This window comes from Tautonia rosea (genome assembly GCF_012958305.1).
Taxonomy (GTDB): domain Bacteria; phylum Planctomycetota; class Planctomycetia; order Isosphaerales; family Isosphaeraceae; genus Tautonia; species Tautonia rosea.
Genome location: NZ_JABBYO010000003.1, coordinates 319,018 through 339,188 on the forward strand (window position 1 = coordinate 319,018; position 20,171 = coordinate 339,188).

The 20,171-nt window shown below is 63.1% G+C and carries 15 protein-coding genes; 7 read left to right on the forward strand and 8 right to left on the reverse strand.

Going from position 1 to position 20,171, the window contains the following annotated elements:
- The first annotated feature begins 177 nt into the window (after window positions 1–177).
- The gene (gene dnaB, locus HG800_RS06685; protein WP_169975073.1) at window positions 178–1,620 is read left to right on the forward strand and encodes a replicative DNA helicase; all 1,443 of its coding nucleotides are present in this window, start codon (window positions 178–180) and stop codon (window positions 1,618–1,620) included.
- 66 nt (window positions 1,621–1,686) lie between these two features.
- Here the strand turns inward: dnaB and HG800_RS06690 are convergent, their stop codons facing one another.
- From HG800_RS06690 to HG800_RS06705, 4 genes are all read right to left on the reverse strand, one after another.
- On the reverse strand, window positions 1,687–2,100 hold the full coding sequence (locus tag HG800_RS06690; RefSeq protein WP_169975075.1) for a hypothetical protein: 414 nt from the start codon (window positions 2,098–2,100) through the stop codon (window positions 1,687–1,689).
- Window positions 2,100–3,569: a hypothetical protein gene (locus HG800_RS06695; RefSeq protein WP_169975077.1), complete on the reverse strand. Its 1,470-nt coding sequence runs from the start codon at window positions 3,567–3,569 to the stop codon at window positions 2,100–2,102. Before HG800_RS06695 ends, HG800_RS06690 begins: the two co-directional genes overlap by 1 nt.
- A 60-nt stretch (window positions 3,570–3,629) precedes the next feature.
- Complete coding sequence (locus HG800_RS06700; protein WP_169975079.1) at window positions 3,630–5,042, reverse strand: DEAD/DEAH box helicase; 1,413 nt, start codon at window positions 5,040–5,042, stop codon at window positions 3,630–3,632.
- A gap of 232 nt (window positions 5,043–5,274) precedes the next feature.
- Entirely contained in the window at window positions 5,275–6,750 is a 1,476-nt protein-coding gene (locus HG800_RS06705; protein WP_169975081.1) for a hypothetical protein, read from the reverse strand.
- 297 nt (window positions 6,751–7,047) lie between these two features.
- On the opposite strand from HG800_RS06705, the gene modA reads away from it, so the two are divergent.
- Window positions 7,048–7,869, forward strand: coding sequence for a molybdate ABC transporter substrate-binding protein (modA, locus tag HG800_RS06710; RefSeq protein ID WP_169975083.1), 822 nt, complete (start codon window positions 7,048–7,050; stop codon window positions 7,867–7,869).
- Between the two features lie 129 nt (window positions 7,870–7,998).
- Window positions 7,999–8,844: a DedA family protein gene (locus HG800_RS06715; protein ID WP_169975085.1), complete on the forward strand. Its 846-nt coding sequence runs from the start codon at window positions 7,999–8,001 to the stop codon at window positions 8,842–8,844.
- A 15-nt stretch (window positions 8,845–8,859) separates the two neighbouring features.
- Here HG800_RS06715 and HG800_RS06720 read toward each other — a convergent pair whose 3' ends face one another.
- Window positions 8,860–10,899, reverse strand: a complete 2,040-nt coding sequence (locus HG800_RS06720; protein ID WP_169975087.1) for a cation:proton antiporter domain-containing protein — start codon at window positions 10,897–10,899, stop codon at window positions 8,860–8,862.
- Between the two features lie 400 nt (window positions 10,900–11,299).
- Between HG800_RS06720 and HG800_RS06725 the strand changes: the two genes are divergently transcribed.
- The 4 genes from HG800_RS06725 to dtd all read left to right on the forward strand — a co-directional run bounded on the left by HG800_RS06725 (window position 11,300) and on the right by dtd (window position 15,264).
- Window positions 11,300–12,160, forward strand: a complete 861-nt coding sequence (locus HG800_RS06725; protein ID WP_169975089.1) for a carbon-nitrogen hydrolase family protein — start codon at window positions 11,300–11,302, stop codon at window positions 12,158–12,160.
- Window positions 12,161–12,336: 176 nt separating this feature from the next.
- A complete protein-coding gene (gene asnB / locus HG800_RS06730; protein WP_169975092.1) occupies window positions 12,337–14,352 on the forward strand; it encodes an asparagine synthase (glutamine-hydrolyzing) in 2,016 nt (671 codons plus the stop codon).
- A 20-nt stretch (window positions 14,353–14,372) separates the two neighbouring features.
- Complete coding sequence (locus HG800_RS06735) at window positions 14,373–14,861, forward strand: hypothetical protein (protein WP_169975095.1); 489 nt, start codon at window positions 14,373–14,375, stop codon at window positions 14,859–14,861.
- A complete protein-coding gene (gene dtd / locus HG800_RS06740) occupies window positions 14,815–15,264 on the forward strand; it encodes a D-aminoacyl-tRNA deacylase (protein ID WP_169975097.1) in 450 nt (149 codons plus the stop codon). The genes HG800_RS06735 and dtd overlap by 47 nt, the downstream gene beginning before the upstream one ends.
- A 76-nt stretch (window positions 15,265–15,340) precedes the next feature.
- Here dtd and HG800_RS06745 read toward each other — a convergent pair whose 3' ends face one another.
- From HG800_RS06745 to HG800_RS06755, 3 genes are all read right to left on the reverse strand, one after another.
- Window positions 15,341–16,603, reverse strand: a complete 1,263-nt coding sequence (locus HG800_RS06745; protein WP_169975099.1) for an argininosuccinate synthase — start codon at window positions 16,601–16,603, stop codon at window positions 15,341–15,343.
- A gap of 246 nt (window positions 16,604–16,849) precedes the next feature.
- Window positions 16,850–18,652: an aspartate kinase gene (locus HG800_RS06750; RefSeq protein ID WP_169975101.1), complete on the reverse strand. Its 1,803-nt coding sequence runs from the start codon at window positions 18,650–18,652 to the stop codon at window positions 16,850–16,852.
- A 265-nt stretch (window positions 18,653–18,917) separates the two neighbouring features.
- The gene (locus HG800_RS06755; protein WP_169975103.1) at window positions 18,918–20,132 is read right to left on the reverse strand and encodes a cofactor-independent phosphoglycerate mutase; all 1,215 of its coding nucleotides are present in this window, start codon (window positions 20,130–20,132) and stop codon (window positions 18,918–18,920) included.
- Window positions 20,133–20,171: the final 39 nt, after the last annotated feature.

Here is a 20,171-nt window from a genome sequence, read left to right on the forward strand (position 1 = left end):
TTGGTCCCCTGATCCGGCCGATCAAGAATACTGGTTGACGGCCGGCCGAACCGCAGCCTCCCTTACGTTTCGACAGAGCCATGGATTCGGCCCTGCGGCGATCGCCCGCTCTTGGCTTGATCCGCGAGGGGTCGGCCCGGCCATTCGCCGCCCGCGATCGGTCGGAGCTGCCTGCTGATGTCCCCCTACGCCAATGGTCACGGCAACGGTCATCATTCCCGAAACGCAGCCACGTCGTCGGCTCCGCCCGACGACCGTCTGCCCCCTCAGAACCTTGAAGCCGAGCGTGGCGTGCTCGGCTCCATCTTGCTCGACAACGAAGTCCTCCACGATGTCGTGCCGCTACTCCGGCCCGAGGACTTCTACCGCGATGCCCATCAGACGCTCTACACCGTCATCCGCGAACTGTACGACCTCGGTCGACCCGTCGATACCCTGCTCCTCGCCGAGGAACTCCAGCGCCGCGAACAATACGATCGCCTCGGCGGCGACGAGCTGATTGGTTCGATCATCAACAGCGTTCCCCACGCCGCCAACGCCCTGCACTACGCGGTCATCGTCCGAGAAAAGTCGGTCCTCCGCCAGCTCATCGGCGGCGCCCACGAGATCCTCAAGGATAGCTACGACAGCATCAAGTCGGCCGACGAGGTGCTCCAGAACGCCGAACGCCAGGTCTTCCGGATCGCCGAGGAGCAGGCCACCGGCGAGACCGTCGACCTGCAGGACATCGTCACCGAGGCCATGGACCGGATCGCCTTGCGGTCCGAGTCGCGGCACCCGATCACCGGAACCGCCAGCGGCCTGCTCGACCTCGACGACATTACGACTGGTTTCCAGGGCTCTCAGCTCATCATCCTCGCCGCCCGCCCGAGTATGGGTAAAACGGCCATTGCTTTGAATATCTGTGAGAACGTTGCCCTGACCCAGAACAAGGCCGTCCTCTTCGTCTCGCTCGAAATGGGCAAGCTGGAGATCGCCGACCGAATGCTCGGCGCCCGGGCCAAGGTCGATGGCCACAAGCTCCGCACCGGCCAGGGCCTCAACCAGCGTGACATGACCATGCTCGGCCGAGCCTATGACGAACTCCGGGCCGGTGCTCCCGTCCTGATCGACGACACCCCTACCCGCAACATGCTCCAGATCACGGCCAACGCCCGCCGGATCAAGCTTCGCCAGGCCAAGACCAGCCAGGACCTCGGCCTGATCATGGTCGACTACATCCAGCTGATCGAGCCCGACTCGGGCGAAGGGCGCGACAGCCGACAGGAGCAGATTGCCAAGATCAGCCGCCGTCTCAAGACGCTCGCCCGAGAGCTGAACGTCCCCGTCGTCGCCCTTTCGCAGCTCAACCGAGGCGTCGAAAACCGCGAGGACCGCCGCCCCCGCATGGCCGACCTTCGCGAGTCGGGGGCGATTGAGCAGGACGCTGACCTTGTCCTCCTCCTGCACCGCCCTGAATACTACGATCCGAACGATCAGCCCGGTATTGCCGAGCTGATCGTCGCCAAGAACCGAAACGGCCGCACCGATACCGTGAAGCTCACCTTCCTCAAGAACTTCATGCGTTTCGAGAACCTCGCCGCCGTCGCCGACGGCCCGATCGATGCCGGAACCTTCTGACCCCGATCGTGCTTCGTTCGATCCGGCGACGCCCCGGGCCTCGGAACTGGGGTGTCGCCGATCGACTCATGGGCGGCATCGAGCAATTGCCTCATCCGTGCTGATCGAGGCCGACCGGAACGCCAGCCCGTGCATCTCCCGCACGAACTGGTTGTTCGAGTCGCCCGTGTCACCCGACCAATCGACCAGGCGGCCGTTCGTGTCAAAGACGCAGACCGGAGGGCCGGAGACGATCGGCCCCCGGGGCCTCCCCACCCAGACGACATACGGCATCCCTTCGTGCTCGACCGCCGCGAAGCAATACGTCTCGGGCAGAGCGGCGATCAGGTCGTCGATCGTCTCCATCCCCTCGGGAGGCATGAACTGCTTCCAGGGGGGGCCGATGATCAGCAGGCCGAGAATCCCGAGCATCACGGCCGTGATGCCCCATTCGATCAGCCGTTGACGCCTGGTCGGCTTTGGACGGGGATCCTTCCTCATCAGTCGTCGCCCCGGGGAACTGATACGATCCGATCAAAAAACTCGAAGGTGTCCGGTAATGCAACCTGGACAATGACCAAATGCTCGATGTGGGGGTACTCCCGGTATTCAACCTGCTCCGACCCGATCGCTTCGAGGTCGTTCTGGAGTTTCCGGGCCGATCTTATCATGAAATCCTGATCACCAATGCCGATGAGCACAGGAATACGAGTAAGCCCCGGTACGTCGGCAACGGCTCCCCCACCACCGAGTGCGACCGCCCCTGCGTAGCGATTGGGCTCGCGAACAAGCGCATCGATGGCCTGAGCCGCTCCCATCGAATGGCCCACGAGGAACACCCGAGAGGGGTCAACCGGGTAAAGCGAGGCCATCGCGTCGACCACCTCATCGACCGGCCCCGACCCAACGGGTCCTCGACGGGGGCTGATGAGGAGCCAGCCACGCTCCCGGCAGTGCTCAACGATCGCCCCCCGGCCGTAGCCGTCGAAAAACAGGTTCTCGCTCCCCCCCATTCCATGTAAGGCCACAACGAGAGGAACGGCCTTCCCGTCCGAAAACTCCTCGGGAACAAACACGCGGGCCGGAATCAATCGGCCTTCGGGAGACGTCAGGGTCATGCGGAATGACCCTGGCCGATCGGGGCCGTGGAACGGTTGCCCTTCGTCGAGCGAGACGAGCAGAGCTTCCAGGACCCTCATCAGCCTGGCGGCCTCGATGTCGGTTTCAGACGCCCCTCCATTCGCGAGATTGGTCAGGGTCTGCACATGCTGACGAGCCGTCTCGGTATCGGTCGTGAACGATACCTCGCCGCCGCTCCAGGCGTCGATGGTTTCCCTTGCTGCGTCCAGCCGATCCGTCAGCCGATCCACGACCGAGAGCACGGACTGACTGCGAGCCAACTCCCGACCGGCCACGACCACATCGAGGATCAACAGATGATCCCCCTCGGGCAGATCGGCGGTGGGGACCTGAACTTGTTCCGAACCCTTGCCCAGCGAGGTTTCACGCAGCGTCCGAGCCGCATTCTCCCCTTCGATCACAACCGAGATTCTGCCCATCGCACCGACCGGTGGTTCGACGTCGACCGAATAGACCGCACCGATGGTCGCTTCAAGCTTAGGGCGGCCGCGCTCAACCAGCCGAGTGGCCGGAGTCATCGCCCGCGAATCCGCCCAGCGGATCGCCTCCGAACGTTCCTCCGAACCTTCAAGCAAGCGAAACGCTCGCGTCATCGCTCGCGCGGCCTCGCCGAACTCCATGCGGAAGAAATCGCTGACCGAGGCGTTCAAGGCCTGTGCCGCGCGTTGTCGATCCTCGGGGGTGGACGTCTGATCCCATCGTTCCTCAAACGTGCGCAGGCGACGTCCCAGTTCGTAACGGTCCGCCTGCGCTGCGGCCGAGCCAGAGAGGATGATGACACATGATGCGGCAGTCAGAGAGAGCACAAGACGAACGCGGTTCGCTCGCATCCTGTTTCGTTCCGTAGGGCACATCAGGCGGATCTCCAGATTGCAATCGTTCATGGTGCGTCAGCCCCCACCATAGGCGCTATGTTTGCGGCGACGGCTCGACGTGAACTCCTCTACCGTCCCTCGCGTGATCACTTCGTAAAGAACTGCTTCCTTATCGCCTCGCTTGCGAAGAATACGTCCAAGACGTTGGACATGTTCACGTACGGAACCTGTTCCTGAGAGAATGATTGCTACGTTCGCCTCAGGCACATTGACCCCTTCGTTCAGGACTCGGCTCGTGGCGACGATCGGGAAGCGGCCGTCGTTGAATCGAAGCAACACCTCCCTGCGCTCCTTGGTCTTGGTCTGATGGGTGATGACCGGGACGAGGAATCGCCGGGCAATCTGATAGACCGTGGCATTATCGTGGGTGAAGATGATGATCCGGTCGCCGTGGTGATGGTCGAGCAATCGGCCGAGCAATTGGAGCTTCGCCGGGGCGGCCAGGGCCAGCTCGCGCTGTTCGCGATAGGCCTGATAGGCAATCCGCCCCTCGGGCGATCGAAAGGCGAGACGAAGGAACTGGCCCCAGGCGTCGGGCCGGCGGAAGTCGATGCCGTGATCTCGGGTGAAGGTGCGATACACCTCTCGGCACGATTCATAGCGGTACTGCTCTTCCTCGCTCAGATTGACATATTGCGTTTCGACGCGATAATCGGCGAGGAACTGCCCGCGAAGCTGGGTAATCTCTTTCCGGTAAATGATCGGCCCAATCAGGCGGTTGAGCTGTTCGTGAGCGTTGTCGGCTCGTTCGGGAGTCGCCGTCAGGCCAAGGCGAAAGGGAGCGATCGCACAGGTCGAGGCTAGACCATACGTTGGGCCGGGCAGGTGGTGGCACTCGTCAAAGACCATAAGACCGAACTTGTTACCGATTCGATCCATGTTCATGTAGGCGGAATCGTAGGTCGTGACGGTCAAGGGCTTGATTTCGTAATATCCGCCTCCGAGCAAACCCACCTCGACATCGAAGCAGAGGGTCAGCTCGTCGAACCACTGGTTCATTAGGTCGATCGTCGGGGTGACCACGAGGGTTGGCCGTTGGGCCGCGTGAATGGCCAGGTTGGCCATATGTGTCTTGCCGGTGCCGGTGGGCAGGACGACCACGCCTCGCATCCCGGAGGCCGACCACGCCTCCAGGGCCTCGGTCTGATGCGGGAAGGCCGGCTTGTCAACGCGGATCGACCAGGGAGTCTTCCCTTGGTAGTCGCGGGCCCGATCCTCATAAGGAATGCCGTGGTCGCGCAGGTACTGCACGATCTCGCGGTACCAGATGGCTGGGGCGCGGTAGATGCCACGCCGCCTGGGATCGAACTGCAAGCCGGGAAGGCCTCGCGAGTCGTGCTCGGGCAAGCCTTCGACGACGAGCGTGCCTTCCTCGAACGACAGCGATAGCCTGGCCGGATCGCCTTCGGTCGTCGATGAGCCACTCATCACCGCTCGTCTCCTCTGGTTGCCGAACGGGCCAGGACCGTCCCGATTGAGGGTCGGGCGGGAGCGAAGGACCGGGCAGTCTCGGGCCTTCGACCTCGGTTTCCCACGGAGGGGAGGGATGTGGGGCCGTCTCGCTGAACATCCATACCCAAGTGTAACCCGACGAGCCCTCGTTGAGAACAGAGGGCCGCCGGGTTCGTCCGACGATCGGGGATGGCGTGTTATGTTGCGATCAGCCGTGCCCGTAGCCGCGATCGAACGCGTCGATGCTCCGCATGTGGTCGGCATAGACTGAGCGGAAGGTATCTTGATCGACGGACCAGCGCGGGTTGTCCTCGGTGTGGCGGTGACAGTGTTCCTCGATCAGGCGGTGGAGGAACTTGAACAGCTGCCGGGGGGTTCGAAGATGCCCCAGGGCATCTTTCAAGGCGTCGTCGCCGACCGATTCGTCAATGAATTGCCGGAGCCGAGGGCTGCCGTTGGTCGGTTGACCGTCGCTCGCACAGGCCCGAAGCCGGTCGGTGGCCAGGTCATAGAGCGAGGGGCCGGTCCATCGCAACGGCTTGATCATGTTCAGCTTGTCGGGCCGGGCGCGATCGTAGAACTCCTTATCCATCTTATCGAGGTAGTAAGCCAGCTCGATCGGGAGCAAGAGCTTCAGGCCGATCCCCGGATGGCGAAGGAACTTGTGATCGAGCAAGGGCCAGACCAGGGCCCGCATTTTGCGCGGGTCTCCTTCGATCGCCTGGGGCTCGTCTACGCGGTCGACCAGGACGATGATCCCACCGTAGCCGAGATCCTTCAGGACGCTCTGGAACTTTCGGAGCAGCTCGAACCGTTCCTCGCCGACCCCGCCTTTTGAGGCGGTCGGCATGGGTTGACCGGCCAGCTCGGTTGGGCGGAACCAGAGGAGTTCCCAGCGCAGGGCCGAGGGGTCGCGGCTCAGGACGCGCAGGGCCTTGCGGATGTCGCGTGCCCGAAACTCGGCCTGAAGCAGGCGCCAGCCCCAGTAAAGCCAACCGACGGCCACCAGGCCGACGAGCCAGGGGGTGATCGACCAGCTTCGCAGGGCGTCGAAGGCCACAAGCATCAGGGCGACGATCACCGTAACGCCGATGCCGATTTGCAGGTCGCGGCGGCTCCAGAGGGGGCGGAAGCCAGACCGGCGGCGAAGGCGGTCCCAGCGGCGGTCGATCGGTTCGCCGGTCGAGGAGTCGTAAAGCGCCGCCAGTAGGAGGAGGTCGCGGCGGCGGTCGAGGGAGAGCCGAGTCAGGTCCATTCGCTCTTCGGTCAGGCGATCGACGAGCTGGGTGACACCGAGCGAGAGGATGGCGTCCATGTGATCATGGAGCCTCCACCGAGTCAGGGCCGAGGCGGTATCCTTGGCCCGAATGGCGGTGCGGAAGTGGTCGAGGAAGGGGTTGAACTCGTCGTAGGAGATGACGAGGACCCTGGAATCGGGGTGTTCCTTGTTGTAGGTTTCCAGCTCGGCGATGGCCTGAAGCCGCATGGCGGTCTTCCCGCTGCCTTTTTCGCCGAAGACGAGGGCCGTTGACGGTTCGGCTGGGCTGCCGAAGAACTTGTCCCAGGCGGGGTGATGGATGGTCCAGAGGCAGCCGCTCTTGAAGACCGTGTCGGTCTGGGCGTCCTCCTCGCTAAACGGGTTGCCAATGATCCCGTAGTGTTTGAGGAACTGGTCCGTCTTCATGCGATCGCCACGTCCTCTCCCTGAGTCGGTTGCCGACCGGAATGCTCCCGACGCCCGGCCTGGCCCCTATGGTGATACCCGAACCCCGGTCCACGACGCAATCGCAGCAGCGCGAGACCCCCGACGGATCGGTCTCGTCTGCGAGGGGTTTTCCAGAGCCCTACGGAACGGCAGACCATCCACGCTCGCCCGCTGGCCGGTCCATGCGGTATGATGAGGAGGACTCGCGGAAGGCTGAGGGGGCTACGAAGCCTTTCCTCCTGGCCGATCGCCTGGTTCTTGGGAGTCGAGTGCGGCGTGCGGGCTTATCTTTCCTGGGTGCTGGCCTTCCTGGTTCTGGTGGCGAGTGGGATTGCCTTCGGACGGCTTTTCTTCTGGTTCGACCGACCGCAGGCTAACGACCTCCCCGAGATCCGGGTTGCGGCGGCCAGCGACCTGCACGTGGCGATGCCCGTGCTTACCGAAGCATTCGAAGCGGCCGAGGGGATTCGCGTGGTTCCGGTGCTTGGCTCGTCGGGGCAACTGGCCCGGCAGATCGAGCAGGGGGCTCCTTACCACGTGTTTCTCTCGGCCAATCGTGACTACGTGAATCGTCTCTCCGACTCCGGTGCAATTGTGCCCGACTCGGTTCGGCCTTATGCCCGAGGCCCTCTGGTGCTGGCGTTTTCCCAATCGGTTCCATCGAACCAATCGGGACTCGACGCCCTGACCGATCCGTCGATTCGCAGCATCGCGCTCGCCAATCCTGACCATGCCCCGTACGGTATGGCTGGTCGACAGGTCTTACAGCGTTCGGGACTCTGGGACGAGCTGCAACCGAAGATCGTCTTCGGACAGTCCATTCAGAACGCCGCCCAGTTTGTGCGATCCGGGCAGGCCGAGGCCGGCTTGATCGCCAGGTCGCTGGTGCCCGATCCTTCGCTTCGATGGGAGCCGGTCTCTCCCGACCTGCACGATCCGATCGACCAGTACCTGGGCATGGTCGCCGATCGTGACCAGCCGTCGTCCGCTCAGGCCTTCTGCGCGTTTCTGGTCAGTGATCAAGGCCAGGCGATTCTTCGACGCTTTGGCTTCGAGCCGCCCGGAGGCACGGCCTCTCCCGGACTCAAGACCGATTGAGCACCAATCGTCCTCTCGAAAACACGTGGCCGAGGCAGTCTACCCCGGTCATGATCGGGGATGAGCGTCGATCACTCAACCTGGCAGTGTTCGAAGGTCGAGAGGACGAGGATCGCAGGGAGTGAGGCGTTGGCCGAGGACTTGATCGAGCGGTTTGGCTACATCGGGATTATTCTCCTCCTGGTCCTCGGCGGCCTGGGGCTTCCCGTCCCCGAGGAGGTGCCGATCATCGTGGCAGCCATCCTTTCGAAGAAGGGGGCGATGTGGGCTCCGATGGCCTTCGGCTCCTGCGTGCTGGGGGTCTTGATCGGTGATTTCATTGTCTACGGGCTCGGTTACGTCTATGGAGAACGTGTGCTGAGTTTCCGATTGACCCGGAAATTCCTGACCCGGGCCCGAGAGGAACAAATCAAGGGGTATTTCACCCGGCACGGTTTGAAGATTCTGATTGTCGGCCGCTTTGCGGTCGGATTCCGGACGGCGGCCTACCTGACGGCCGGGATCCTGAGGCATCCACCGTTGAAGCTGCTCATCACTGACCTGTTCGCCGTGATGCTGAGCACCCCGTTGATGTTCGCCCTCGGCTGGTTGTTTGCCCACCAGATCGAGGCCGGGATCCGGGAAGCTCAGCACTATCTGGCCGTGATGCTTGCCCTGGCGCTGGCGGTTTGGGTCGTGGTCCGCTACGTCCGGGCTCGCAAGCGAGGCGGGAAGCCGATCGGTCCGCCGGTGTTCGAAGGCAGCGAGGTTCCGCTGCCTCCCGGAGATCTGGCGATACCATATCCCACCGTGGCGCCTTCGGGAGACTCGGGGCCCCGGATCGAAGCCCGAGTCGAGGGGATCGTGCTTCCTCCGAGGGAGGCTCGTCCCGTTGCTCCCGATCCGGACCCGCATGCCCGGCCCGCCGACCCGAAGCCCTCAGCCTCCGATCGATCCCTCGATTCGGAGAGTCGTCGACGATCACCCTCACCGTGACGCGCTGTGTTTCGATCAGGACAGGGATCGATGACGACCCTGGGGCGGAGGCAGATCGGTTTCCGGGGCAAGCAGGGTGAACGCCAGGTCAAGCTGCGAACGTTCTCCGAACATGACCACGACATCGCCTCCCCGGAGGCGAATCTCAGGATCAGGGTTGACCAGATCCGTCGACCCTCGGCGGATGGCGAGGATCGTCGCACCGCTGAGTGATCGTAATCGAAGCTCGGCGATCGACTGGTCGATGGCGGGAGACTGTTCCGGGATCAGGCACGACTCGACCCCAGCCCCCTCGGCCAGGGAGAAGGGCATGTCCAGCCGGACCGGCCGAGCCGCTCGCAAGATCTGGTACTGATCGCTGCGGACCCGGTCAATCAGGTCGAGAATCAGGTTTCGAGGCACCTGATATTCGACCAGGACCCGGTCGAACAACTCAATCGAGGTCACGAAGTTTTCGGGAATCACCTCATCGGCCCCGAGACGACGTAATTCGTCAATGTCTTCGATGTCGTGAACCCGGGCCACGATGTAGACGTTCGGATTCAAGAAACGCGCCATCCGGACCGCGCGTCGGGTCGCATCCGGGTCGGAGATCACGACCACGACCATCTTGGCACGGTCAAGTCCGGCATGTTCCAGGACCGCGGCCTTGGTGCAATCGCCGTAGAAGATCGGTTGTCCCTGTCCCCGTAACCGACGGACGGAATCGGGGTTCATCTCCAGAATCACGTATGGAATATCGACACCCTGCAAGACCCTTGAGAGGTTTCGACCTGCCACGCCGAACCCGGCGATAATGACGTGATCGCCGATCGACTCGGTGGGAAGGGCCGGTTCGTCTGCCAGCCGACGCGATCGACGTTTCTCTGAGAGATGCTGAATGGCCGGAATCCGCTCCAACCCGGTGGATGCCATGGGACCGAAGGCGATCAGGATCGGCGTCAATGCCATCGTCAGCACGGCCGACGCGAGAAACGCCTGGTAGTCGTCGCTGCTCAACAAGCCGGCCTCCATTCCTCGGTTGGCCAGCACGAACGAGAACTCACCGATCTGAGCCAGCGACAGGCCCACGAGCGTCCCAGTCCTCAGCGGATAGCCGACCAACCAGCTTGGCATGGCGACGGCCAGGAACTTCAAGGCAAGAATCGCCACAACGGTGGCTGAGACCAGAGGAAGGTGCGTGGCCAGGAATTGGAGATCCAGCAACATCCCCACCGACACGAAAAAGAGGCTGCTCAGGGTGTCCCGAAACGGTAAGACTTCTGCCAGCGTCTGGTGAGCGTATTCCGATTCCGAGATTGCCAGGCCCGCCAGGAACGCCCCGAGTGCCAGTGACAGGCCCGCCCAGGCCGTTAGCGTCGCCATGCCAATGCAGAACAGGAAGATGAAGATCAGGAACAGCTCTCGGTTCCGGGTCTGAACCACCCGCAAGAGGATCGGCGGGATCACAAACTGCGACCCGATCAAGATCCCGAAGACCACTCCGATGCCCAGACCGAGCTGACCCAGGACCCCTTCCCATCCTGCCTCGCCGGCTTCGGGAGAAAGCAAGGGAACGGCCAACATGAAGACCATCACCAGCAAGTCCTGCAAGAGCAAGACCGCCACGGCGATCTTTCCGTGAGGCGTGCCGACCTCGCCCCGCTCGATCAGGATTTTCAGGACGACGGCCGTGCTCGACATCGCTACGAGCATCCCTGTGAACAGGGCCGGACCCCAGGCTCCCAGGTACCATCGTGTCGCCAGGGTCGGCACCGCGACGCAGAGCACGACCTGAGGCACACCGATCGCCAGCATTTCCCGGCCGAGGGTCTTGAGTCTCGACAGGGAGAACTCCAGACCGATCGTGAACAACAAGACGACCACCCCAACCTCGGCCAGAAGCTGCACCCGCTCCTGATCCCCGACCAACCCCAGGCCCGACGGACCCACCACCAGGCCCGCGACCAGAAGCCCGACGACCGGCGGGATGTGCATTCGCTGAAACGCGAAGACCACCAAACCGGCCACCGCATAAACAATCAGCAGATCATAGAGAAACTCGAAGTGCTCCATCGCGTCACGTGCTGGCTCGGGGTTTCAGGGGCCAAGAAACGAGGGGGCCGTTGGCAGAACCATACCAGTCCCAACACTCCTCTCGCCACCGGTCACCAAGGCCGATCGGAACCTTCCGCTCGTCTCGAACGGCATCGCTCGATTCGTCAGTCACTTGATCTGGTCAGGTCTTTGAAAAGCGATTAAAGTCCCCACGCCTTGCGACCGAAGCGAGCAGGGGTCCGATTTTCCGTTTCGCAACGGTCGTAACAGGCGCCCCTGACCGTCATCCTACAGAACAATCGAGTCCGGTCACGGATCGACCGATCAAACCGAGAAGACACGTCGTCCTGGCCGCCATGTTTTTTTGACGCCCAGGCGAATGATTCTCCTCTCGGTCCAGGCCTGGGAGGGCCGACTCGTGGAATTGCGTGCTGCCGCGATTCAATTACGATGCGTGCCGGGAGACATCTCCGGCAACCTGGATCGGGCCGATGCGTCCCTGGCGCGTTGCCGAGACGAAGGCGTCGAATTGGCCGTATTGCCCGAGTTGTTTAACACGGGCTACTGTTCTCGGGGCGACTACCCTCGCATCGCTGAAGACGGAGAAGGGAAGACCCTCGCCGCCCTTCGAGACCGGAGCCGACGCTGGGGCCTCTGGATTGCCGCCGGATATGCCGAACACCATGCCGGGCATCTCTACAATTCTCTGGCCTTCTGCGGCCCTGATGGCTCGTTTCACGTCTACCGCAAACGGCACCTCGTCTTCTGGGAGTGCACGCGGTTTCGCAAGGGCCGAGAGCCGATCATCGCCCAAACTCCCTGGGGACGCGTCGGCTTCGCCATCTGCGCGGATATGATTTACCGACGGGTCTGGAGTGACTACCGAGGTCGGATCGACCTGGCCATCGTCGGCTCCGCCTGGCCCGATTTCGCCGATCGCCGATCGGGCCGACCGAACTGGCTCTACGGCCGGCTCGGGCCGCTCGCGGGAGAAATCCCCCGGATCGTCTCCCACGACCTGGACATTCCCTTCATTTTCGCCAATCAGTGCGGCGAGACGGAAACCCGGGTTCCCTTGATGCCCCGCATCCCCGATCGCTTTGCCGGCCGAAGCGCCCTGTGCGACGGCAGACGAAGCCTCCCGGTGCGAGCCGGAACTGAGGAAGCCCTGGTTATCGCCTCGTTGCGAGTCACATCCCCTTCTGTTCGAGGAGCGTCGCCGTGCCGTTCTACGTCCCCCTCGGTGCTCGCGGACTGGTCCTCCACTTCGGCGGCCTGATCACGCGCGGGTTCGGTTCCCTGGTATACTGGTTGACCACGCGCCGTCGCCTGGCTCCGGTGCTGATCTCCCGCGATTCGTGACGGGCCCACGTCCCCCTCGCTTGGGCTGACCGATCGCCCGCTCCGACTCGACCGCGTTGAACCCCGCAGCCCCAGACGGGAGGACGTCCTTTCATGTGCGGAATCGCCGGCGCATTCGATCTTCGTGCCCAACGCTCGTTCCCCGAAGACCGTCTCCGGGCGATGACCGACGCCATCGCCCACCGAGGACCGGACGACGAGCACATCCACCTCGAACCCGGACTGGCCCTCGGCGCCCGACGGCTCTCGATCGTCGATCTCTCCGGCGGCCGCCAACCCCTCTGCAATGAAGACCGCACCGTCTGGGTTGCGTTCAACGGCGAACTGTTCGAGTATCCCGAACTCTATCAAGAAATCGTCGCCCGGGGCCATCGCCCCGCCACCCGGTGTGATACCGAACTCTGGGTCCATCTTTACGAAGACCTCGGCGAGGGGATGTTCGAGAAGGCCAAGGGGCAGTTTGCCGTCTCCCTCTGGGACCGCAAGACACGCACCTTGATCCTCGGCCGCGACCGCGTCGGGATTGCCCCGCTCTATTACGCGGAGCGCGATGGGTGGCTCCTTTGGGGCTCCGAGATCAAGACCTTGCTCCGATCCGGGATGGTTGAGGCGAACCCTGATCCCAAGGGGATCGACCACCTCTTCACCTTCTTCTGCGCCGGGACGACTCGCACGTTCTTCGACGGGGTCAAGTCGATTCCCCCAGGCCACTACCTGAAGGTCCGTGATGGCCGGGTCGAGTTGAAACAATACTGGGATCTCGACTTCCCCGACGCCGGAGACGAACTCCGGATGGACGATCCCGAGCCCCTCGTCGATGAGCTGGAAGCCTTGCTTCGGCAGTCGGTTGAGCGTCGGCTCCGCGGCGATGTCCCGGTCGTCAGTTATATCAGCGGGGGTCTGGATTCGACGGTCGTCCTCGGCCTGAGCTCTCGACATCGCGGCAGTGCGGTGCCCTCGTTCACGATCGGCCTCGATCGCGCTGGTCCGGACGAACGCTCGCAGTCAACCGAGGCCGCCCGCGTGCTCGGCTCGCCGTTGACGACTGTCATCATGGACCGAGCCAAGATTGCCGAGGCGTACCCGGAACTGGTCGTAGCAGCCGAGGGGCCGGTCTTCGACACCTCGTGCGCCTGCTTGATGCGCCTCGCTCGGGCCGTGCATGATGAGGGCTACAAGGTCGCGCTCACCGGCGAAGGGGCCGACGAGGCCTTCGCTGGCTATGCCTGGTTCAAGTTTCAGCAGATGCGCGACCAGAACTTCCGGCGATTCGGCCGCGGCCCGCTCAACTTCGGCCGCGAGCTGATGTTCCGTACCCTCGGGGGACGCAACGCCCGGCGTCCCTCCGCCGTCGAGGCCATGAACGGCACTCGCCCGATCCAGCAAGATATGTTCGAAGCAATCTCCCAGGCCACCCAGCTCGTCTACAGCCGGGAGATGTGGGACCGACTCGGCGATCACCACGCTTTCTCCGACCTCGACCTGACCAATCCGAACATGAAGCGATGGGCACCCCTGAACCAGTCGCTCTACGTCGGCTACAAGGTCATGCTTGCCGGCCTCCTGATGATCCCCAAGGGAGACCGGATTGCGATGCACTCCTCCGTCGAGACGCGCTATCCCTTCCTCGACGAAGACGTGACCGCCTTTGCCACTCGGATCGCCCCCGAGTACAAGCTCCGCGGCAAGACCGAGAAGTGGCTCCTCCGCAAGGTCGCCGAGCGAACCTTGCCTCCCCAGATCGCCGGCCGCCCGAAGACGATGTTCCGCGCCTCGTTCGCACCGACCTTTCTCGGCCCCCACCGACCGGCTTGGGTCGATCAACTGCTCAGCCCCGAGTCGCTCCGCGCGACCGGCTATTTCGACCCGGAGGCGGTCGCCCGAGAACGTGCCTGGCAGACCCGCATTCCCCGCATCACCCCCCGCCGGCTGATCATGCAGATTGGCCTGACCTCTGTGGTCGCCACGCAACTCTGGCACCACCTTTACATCAGCGGCGGCCTCTGTGAGCTTCCCACGTGGGAAGCCCCCCAGTACGCCGGGAACCGCACCCCCGGGCACTACAAGATTCGCCCAAGCGGAGACGCGTCCTTGCCGATCGCCGTCTGAATCATTCCGACGAGCCAACCATGATCCGGCCCAAGTATTCGGAAGACGAAAATCGCTACGAGGCGCCACGGTCGGATGCCGATCGTGCCGCCTCCCGCAGCGATCGGCCCCCCTGGTCCTACCTCGCTTATTCGGTTTATTGCTTCTGCGTGGCCTTACTCTACGGGAGCCTTGGCCTCGTTGTGGCAGCGGACTGGCGGTTTGGCATCTTCCGTGATCCGGCCGATCGGCCCGATCGCCAATTCCTCCCTGTGGTCGCCGCCATTGCCCTGGGTGTTGCCACGCTCTTTGCTGTCGGTCCATTCCTGCCGAAACGTCCCTGGGCCTGGACGTATGGTTTGATCTTGATTCTCGTCGGGAACATCCTTACCGTCCCGCTTGCCCTGTGCTGGATCAGTCGAGGAGCCCGAGGATACTACGCCCGAATCCCCGAGTGCGTCCGAGTGATTTCGGAGTTCCCTCATGCGAGCCGTTCTTCAGCGCGTCTCCCGGGCCTCCGTCGAGGTTGACGGCTCCCTCGTCGGTCAGATCGACCTCGGCTGGCTCGTCCTGCTCGGCGTCGGTAAAGGGGACACCGAGGCCGATGCCGACTGGCTTGCCGAGAAGATCGCCGGCCTTCGCGCCTTCGAGGATGATCTCGGCAAGATGAATCGATCCGTCGGCGAGGTCGGCGGCTCCGTCCTTGTCGTCAGCCAGTTCACCCTCTTCGGCGACTGCCGCAAAGGGCGACGCCCCAGCTTCGACGCCGCCGCCGATCCAGGTGAGGCCGAACGCCTGTATCAGGTCCTTTGCGACCGGATCGCTGCGCTCGGCCTCCCCGTCGCTACGGGAACGTTCCGGGCCATGATGAACGTCTCTCTGGTCAACGACGGCCCCGTCACCCTCCTGCTCGACAGCCGTAAGACGTTTTGATCCGAAACTCCACTGCGCTCGAACGAAGATCGAGACGGGCCGACCTCCGTCATGCGTGTGGTCGGCCCACCATGAATCAACCCTCTGACTTCCTCGGTGGAATGATGCTCGGAAGTTCCATCCGTCGGCTCCCGCCTGGCCCCTTGAGCATTTGATGCTGGGCCTGAGTTTTCTGTCCGAGCCCGTGAATCGTGATGAACCCGAGCGCCGCCGAGGCGTCGTACTGGTCCCCTTCCTCGTAGGTCGCCAACTCGTGACGATAGAGGCTATGCTCACTCTTGCGGCCGACGATCATTGCCGAACCTTTATACAGTCTGATTCGGGCGACCCCCGAAACATACTGCTGGTTCGACGCAACGAAAGCCATTAAATCCTGATGCAAGGCGCTGAACCAGAGGCCGTTGTAGATCAGGTCGCCATAGGCCTGGCTCACATGCGTCTTGAACCGCAGGGCATCTTTCGAGAGGGTCAGGAATTCGATTTCCCGGTGGGCCTCATGCAGGACGTAGGCGGCTGGGGCCTCGTAAATCTCTCGAGACTTGATGCCGACCAGACGGTTCTCAATGTGGTCGACCCGTCCCACTCCATGCTTGCCGGCGATCGCGTTGAGTTTCTCGATCAACTCGACCCCATCGGTTTCCACCCCGTTGAGGGCCACGGGCCGCCCCTGGTCGAAGGTGATCTCGACCACTTCGGGCTCATCGGGGGCCTTGAGCGGATCGACCGTCCACTGGAAGGTTTCCGGAGGTGGTTCGACCCAGGGGTCTTCCAGCACCCCCGCCTCGATCGAGCGGCCCCAGAGATTCTGGTCGGTGCTGAAGATCTTCTCCTTCGTCGCCTCGACCTCGATGCCGTGATCGGCGGCGTACTTCAGTTCCTCGGTTCGGGTCCACTTCCACTCGCGGACCGGGGCAATGATTTTCAGGTCCGGAGCGAGGGTCTGGAAGGTGACATCGAAGCGGACCTGATCGTTCCCCTTGCCCGTGCAGCCGTGCGCCACGGCCACCGCGCTGTGATCGCGAGCCACCTGGATCATCCGCTGCGCGATGAGCGGTCTGCCCAGCGCCGTGGCCAGCGGGTATTTCCCCTCGTACAAGGCTCCGGCCATGAGTGAGGGAAAAGCAAAGTAATCGACGAACAGATTCCGAACGTCCTCGGCAATCGCCTCGACCGCCCCCGTCCGAAGCGCCTTCTCCCGGATCGCTTCGATGTCCTGCCCCTGACCGAGGTCGCAGGTATAGGCGATCACATCGAGCCCGTATTTCTCATTGATCCACTTTACGGCGACCGACGTATCCAGCCCACCGCTGTATGCCAGCACCACCTTGTCGCGTGCCACGAGGTTCGCCTTGTCCTTTCAATTGCTTTGATGGGTGATCGTGATCCGATCCGCTGCCGTTTCCGGCGGGCGATCTGTCTTCGCCCGACCCGCGTTCGAGCCGGCGACTTCAAAGAAAATTAGACCGATGCTTACGCTCCGCGCCAAGCACGGAAGCGTTCTCTACCTTCCCCCAGTCGGGGAACTCCCCCACCGATCGCTCCAAGTGCTCGCCGACCCAATCTGATCGAGCCGCGATCCAACCCGTCACGATCCGATCGGCAGATCAAATGCCTTGCCGAGGATTTCAAGCCCTTCGCGCCCGCGATCAATGTCCGTCAAGACATTGACACGGACCTCGCTCGTATTGATCAAGGCAATGTTGATGCCTGCCTCGGCGAGCGCACCGAACATCCGGGTGGCGACCCCTGTGTGAGTCCGCATCCCGATTCCCGAAACCGAGAGCTTGGCCATCGTTGGTTCGACCAGCACGTGATCGGGGTCACCCACCGCTCCGGCGGCGGCCCGAGCCGCCCGAGCTGCGTCTCCTCTGGGAACGGTGATTGAGAGTCTTGTATCCCCCGAGGCGCTGCGGACATTCTGCACGATCATATCGACGTTCACGCCCACCTCGGCGATCGCCTGAAACACCTTCGCGGCATATCCAGGGCGATCCGGAACATTCAGCAAGGTGACTCGGGCCTGCTGTTCATCGAGATCAACCCCCGAGACCACCAGGTCTTCCATCCCGCTCAAGCTTCCGAACAGGGAACTGGCCTCGGAGTTGACCAGGAGACTTCCCTCGCTCGGCTGGCCGCGACGGGGAGTGAACTCAAGGCGATGATCCTCTCGGGTTCGATCAAGCTCAAATGCTCGATGCACGGCTCTTAGGGCGTTCGTGGCCTGCGATCGCTCGACGAGGACACTGATCTTGATCTCGCTCGTCGTGATCATCTGGATGTTGACTCCGGCGTCTCCCAGCGCTTCGAACATTCCCTGAGCCACGCCGGTATGCACCCGCATTCCCAGACCGACGACCGACACCTTGGCGACCTTCGAATCGTAGGTGACCTTCCCGGCACCGATTTCCCGAGCCGCTCGTTCGGTCACGATCAAGGTCTCGGCCAGGTCGCCCCCCGAAACCGTGAAGCTGACCTCCGTTTGTCCGTTCGTCGCCACGTTCTGCACGATCATGTCGACAACGATATTCGCCTCGGCGATGTGACGGAACAGGGCGTGGACCACCCCCGGCCGATCGGGCATCTCCTGCACCGTCACCCGCGCCTCATCACGCGCCAGAGCGGCCCCGGTGACACTCGCGCCGATGAACCGCGCGTCCTGCTCGGCCACAATCCAGGTCCCCGGCGCGTCGGCCATCGCGCTGCGAACCTGAATCGGCACGCCGAACTTCTTGGCGAACTCGATCGAGCGTGAATGCATTACCCCCGCGCCGAGACTCGCGAGTTCAAGCATCTCATCATAACTGATGCGATCGATCTTCCTCGCCTCGGGCACGATTCTCGGGTCGGTCGTGTAGACCCCGTCCACATCCGTATAGATTTCGCACGCGTCGGCCCCCAGGACCGCTGCCAGAGCCACGGCCGTCGTATCTGATCCTCCCCGGCCCAGTGTGGTGATGTTGTAGTGCTCATCCACCCCTTGAAAACCGGCGACAATCGCAATCTTCCCCTCATCCAGCGCCGCCTGGAGCCGATCGGTCGAAATATTCCGAATGCGAGCTTTCGTATGGTAGCTGTCCGTGACAATCCCGATTTGAGCCCCCGTAAAGCTGATCGCCGGCACGCCAAGCGCCTGAATCGCCATGGCCATCAGGGCGACGCTCACCTGTTCTCCGGTCGAGAGAAGCATGTCCATCTCTCGCGCCGGGGGCTGCTCATTGATCTCCTTGGCCAGGGCGATCAACTCGTCCGTGGTGTGTCCCCGGGCCGAGACCACGACGATGACCTGCTTCCCTTCCCGGTGGGCTCGGATCGCTCGTCGAGCGGCGGCAAGAATCTTGTTCGCGTCGGCGACACTCGTGCCGCCGAACTTCTGGACCACGAGGGGCAACGGAGGCTCTCCTTCTCTGTCTGCTTCCAGCTCGAAGCTCGATCGGGCAGGGGGGGAGGATTGCAACAGGCGGGATGGCGAGGCCAGGATCGGATCACCCTGCAACCCTCGCGGCGAGCGTAACAGAATGACAGATCGAGCCCTGAGATTCCAGACGTCTCGATTCGCTCGATGACCGTTCGACCACTCGCATCCTCTGGGAAGGGCCGAGCGATGATGCGGATCGCCAGGCGTCCTCCCCTGGTGGTTTGCCCGATCTCTGGGCTCAACGCTTCAGGACGTGATCCCCCATGAGCCTCCAGCCTTGCGGCAGAAATGGACCGTTGGCCTCCATCGCGCTGATCTCGTCGTACGGCTTGCCCGATCCGGAAAGACCGGTCCCACACAGGGCCCAGGGAACCGGAGCGCGATCGTGGGCCTTGGTTCGGAGCAAGGTCGAGTGGTCGGGAGAGATCAAGAGTCGGTACTCGCCGTACGATTCGAGCGCCGCCCGGAGCGGCCCGACAATGTCCTGATCCATCCGTTCCAGCGCCTCGACTTTCGCGTCGGCCCGGCCTTCGTGACTGGCCTCGTCCGGCGCCTCAACGTGAACGCACACAAGATCATGATCGCGCAGGGCCTCGATCGCATAACGGCCCTTGGCGGCGTAGTCGGTATCCAGGTATCCGGTGGCTCCCGGCACGTCGATCCGGGTCCAACCGGCCAGCATCCCCGTGCCTCGAACCAGATCCACTGCCGAGATGATCGCCCCCTTGAGCCCGTGCAGCTCGGTGAAGGTCGGAACCTGAGGCGCCTTGCCTTGCCCCCAAAGCCAGATGGCGTTGGCCGGCTTCTTTCCCCCGCTGATCCGAGCGTGGTTGACCGGATGCTCCTGGATCACCGAGGCCCCGGCTTCCATCAGGCGACGGAGCAGGTCCGAGCCGGTCCCTCGGGGCAGGTGATCGGCGGCATTCTGATCAGGAACGTCGTGGGGTGGCGTCGTCTTCGTCGAAGCGTCGAACGGGGCAGGGGCCCCCGGCCGCCCTCGGTAGATCATCGCGTTCCGATAGCTGACGCCGGGATGAAACTCGACCGTGTGGCCATCGGTGTGCAGGTTCGCAGTCAACGCGGCGATCAGCTCGGCCCCTTCCTCGCTGGAAATGTGGCCGGCGGTGAAGTCGGTCATCTTCCCGTCGAGGATCGTCATCAGGTTGCAGCGCACCGCCCAGTCATCCGGGCCAAGAGCAATGCCCATCGCGACGACTTCCAACGGAGCCCGTCCCGTGTAGTAGCGTTCCGGGTCGTAGCCGAAGAGGCTGAGCGTCGCCACATCGCTCCCCGGCAAGAAGCGATCCGGCACGTTGCTCGACCGGCCGAGCACTCCGTCCCGAGCCACCCGATCCATCTCCGGAGTCCTCGCCGCCTGGAGCGGAGTCATATCGTTGAGCGAGTCCTGCGGCTCATCGGCCGCACCGTCGGGAATCACGATGGCGATCTTCACGGGCACGTCTCCTCCCGGTTCCGATCCGGGTGCATTCCA

Coding starts and splice junctions, on each gene's coding strand:
- dtd (WP_169975097.1), top strand. CDS start 14,815: ATGCGAGCCGTTCTTCAGCGCGTCTCCCGGGCCTCCGTCGAGGTTGAC.
- dnaB (WP_169975073.1), top strand. CDS start 178: ATGTCCCCCTACGCCAATGGTCACGGCAACGGTCATCATTCCCGAAAC.
- HG800_RS06735 (WP_169975095.1), top strand. CDS start 14,373: ATGATCCGGCCCAAGTATTCGGAAGACGAAAATCGCTACGAGGCGCCA.
- HG800_RS06690 (WP_169975075.1), bottom strand. CDS start 2,100: ATGAGGAAGGATCCCCGTCCAAAGCCGACCAGGCGTCAACGGCTGATC.
- HG800_RS06720 (WP_169975087.1), bottom strand. CDS start 10,899: ATGGAGCACTTCGAGTTTCTCTATGATCTGCTGATTGTTTATGCGGTG.
- HG800_RS06705 (WP_169975081.1), bottom strand. CDS start 6,750: ATGAAGACGGACCAGTTCCTCAAACACTACGGGATCATTGGCAACCCG.
- HG800_RS06700 (WP_169975079.1), bottom strand. CDS start 5,042: ATGAGTGGCTCATCGACGACCGAAGGCGATCCGGCCAGGCTATCGCTG.
- HG800_RS06695 (WP_169975077.1), bottom strand. CDS start 3,569: ATGCGAGCGAACCGCGTTCGTCTTGTGCTCTCTCTGACTGCCGCATCA.
- asnB (WP_169975092.1), top strand. CDS start 12,337: ATGTGCGGAATCGCCGGCGCATTCGATCTTCGTGCCCAACGCTCGTTC.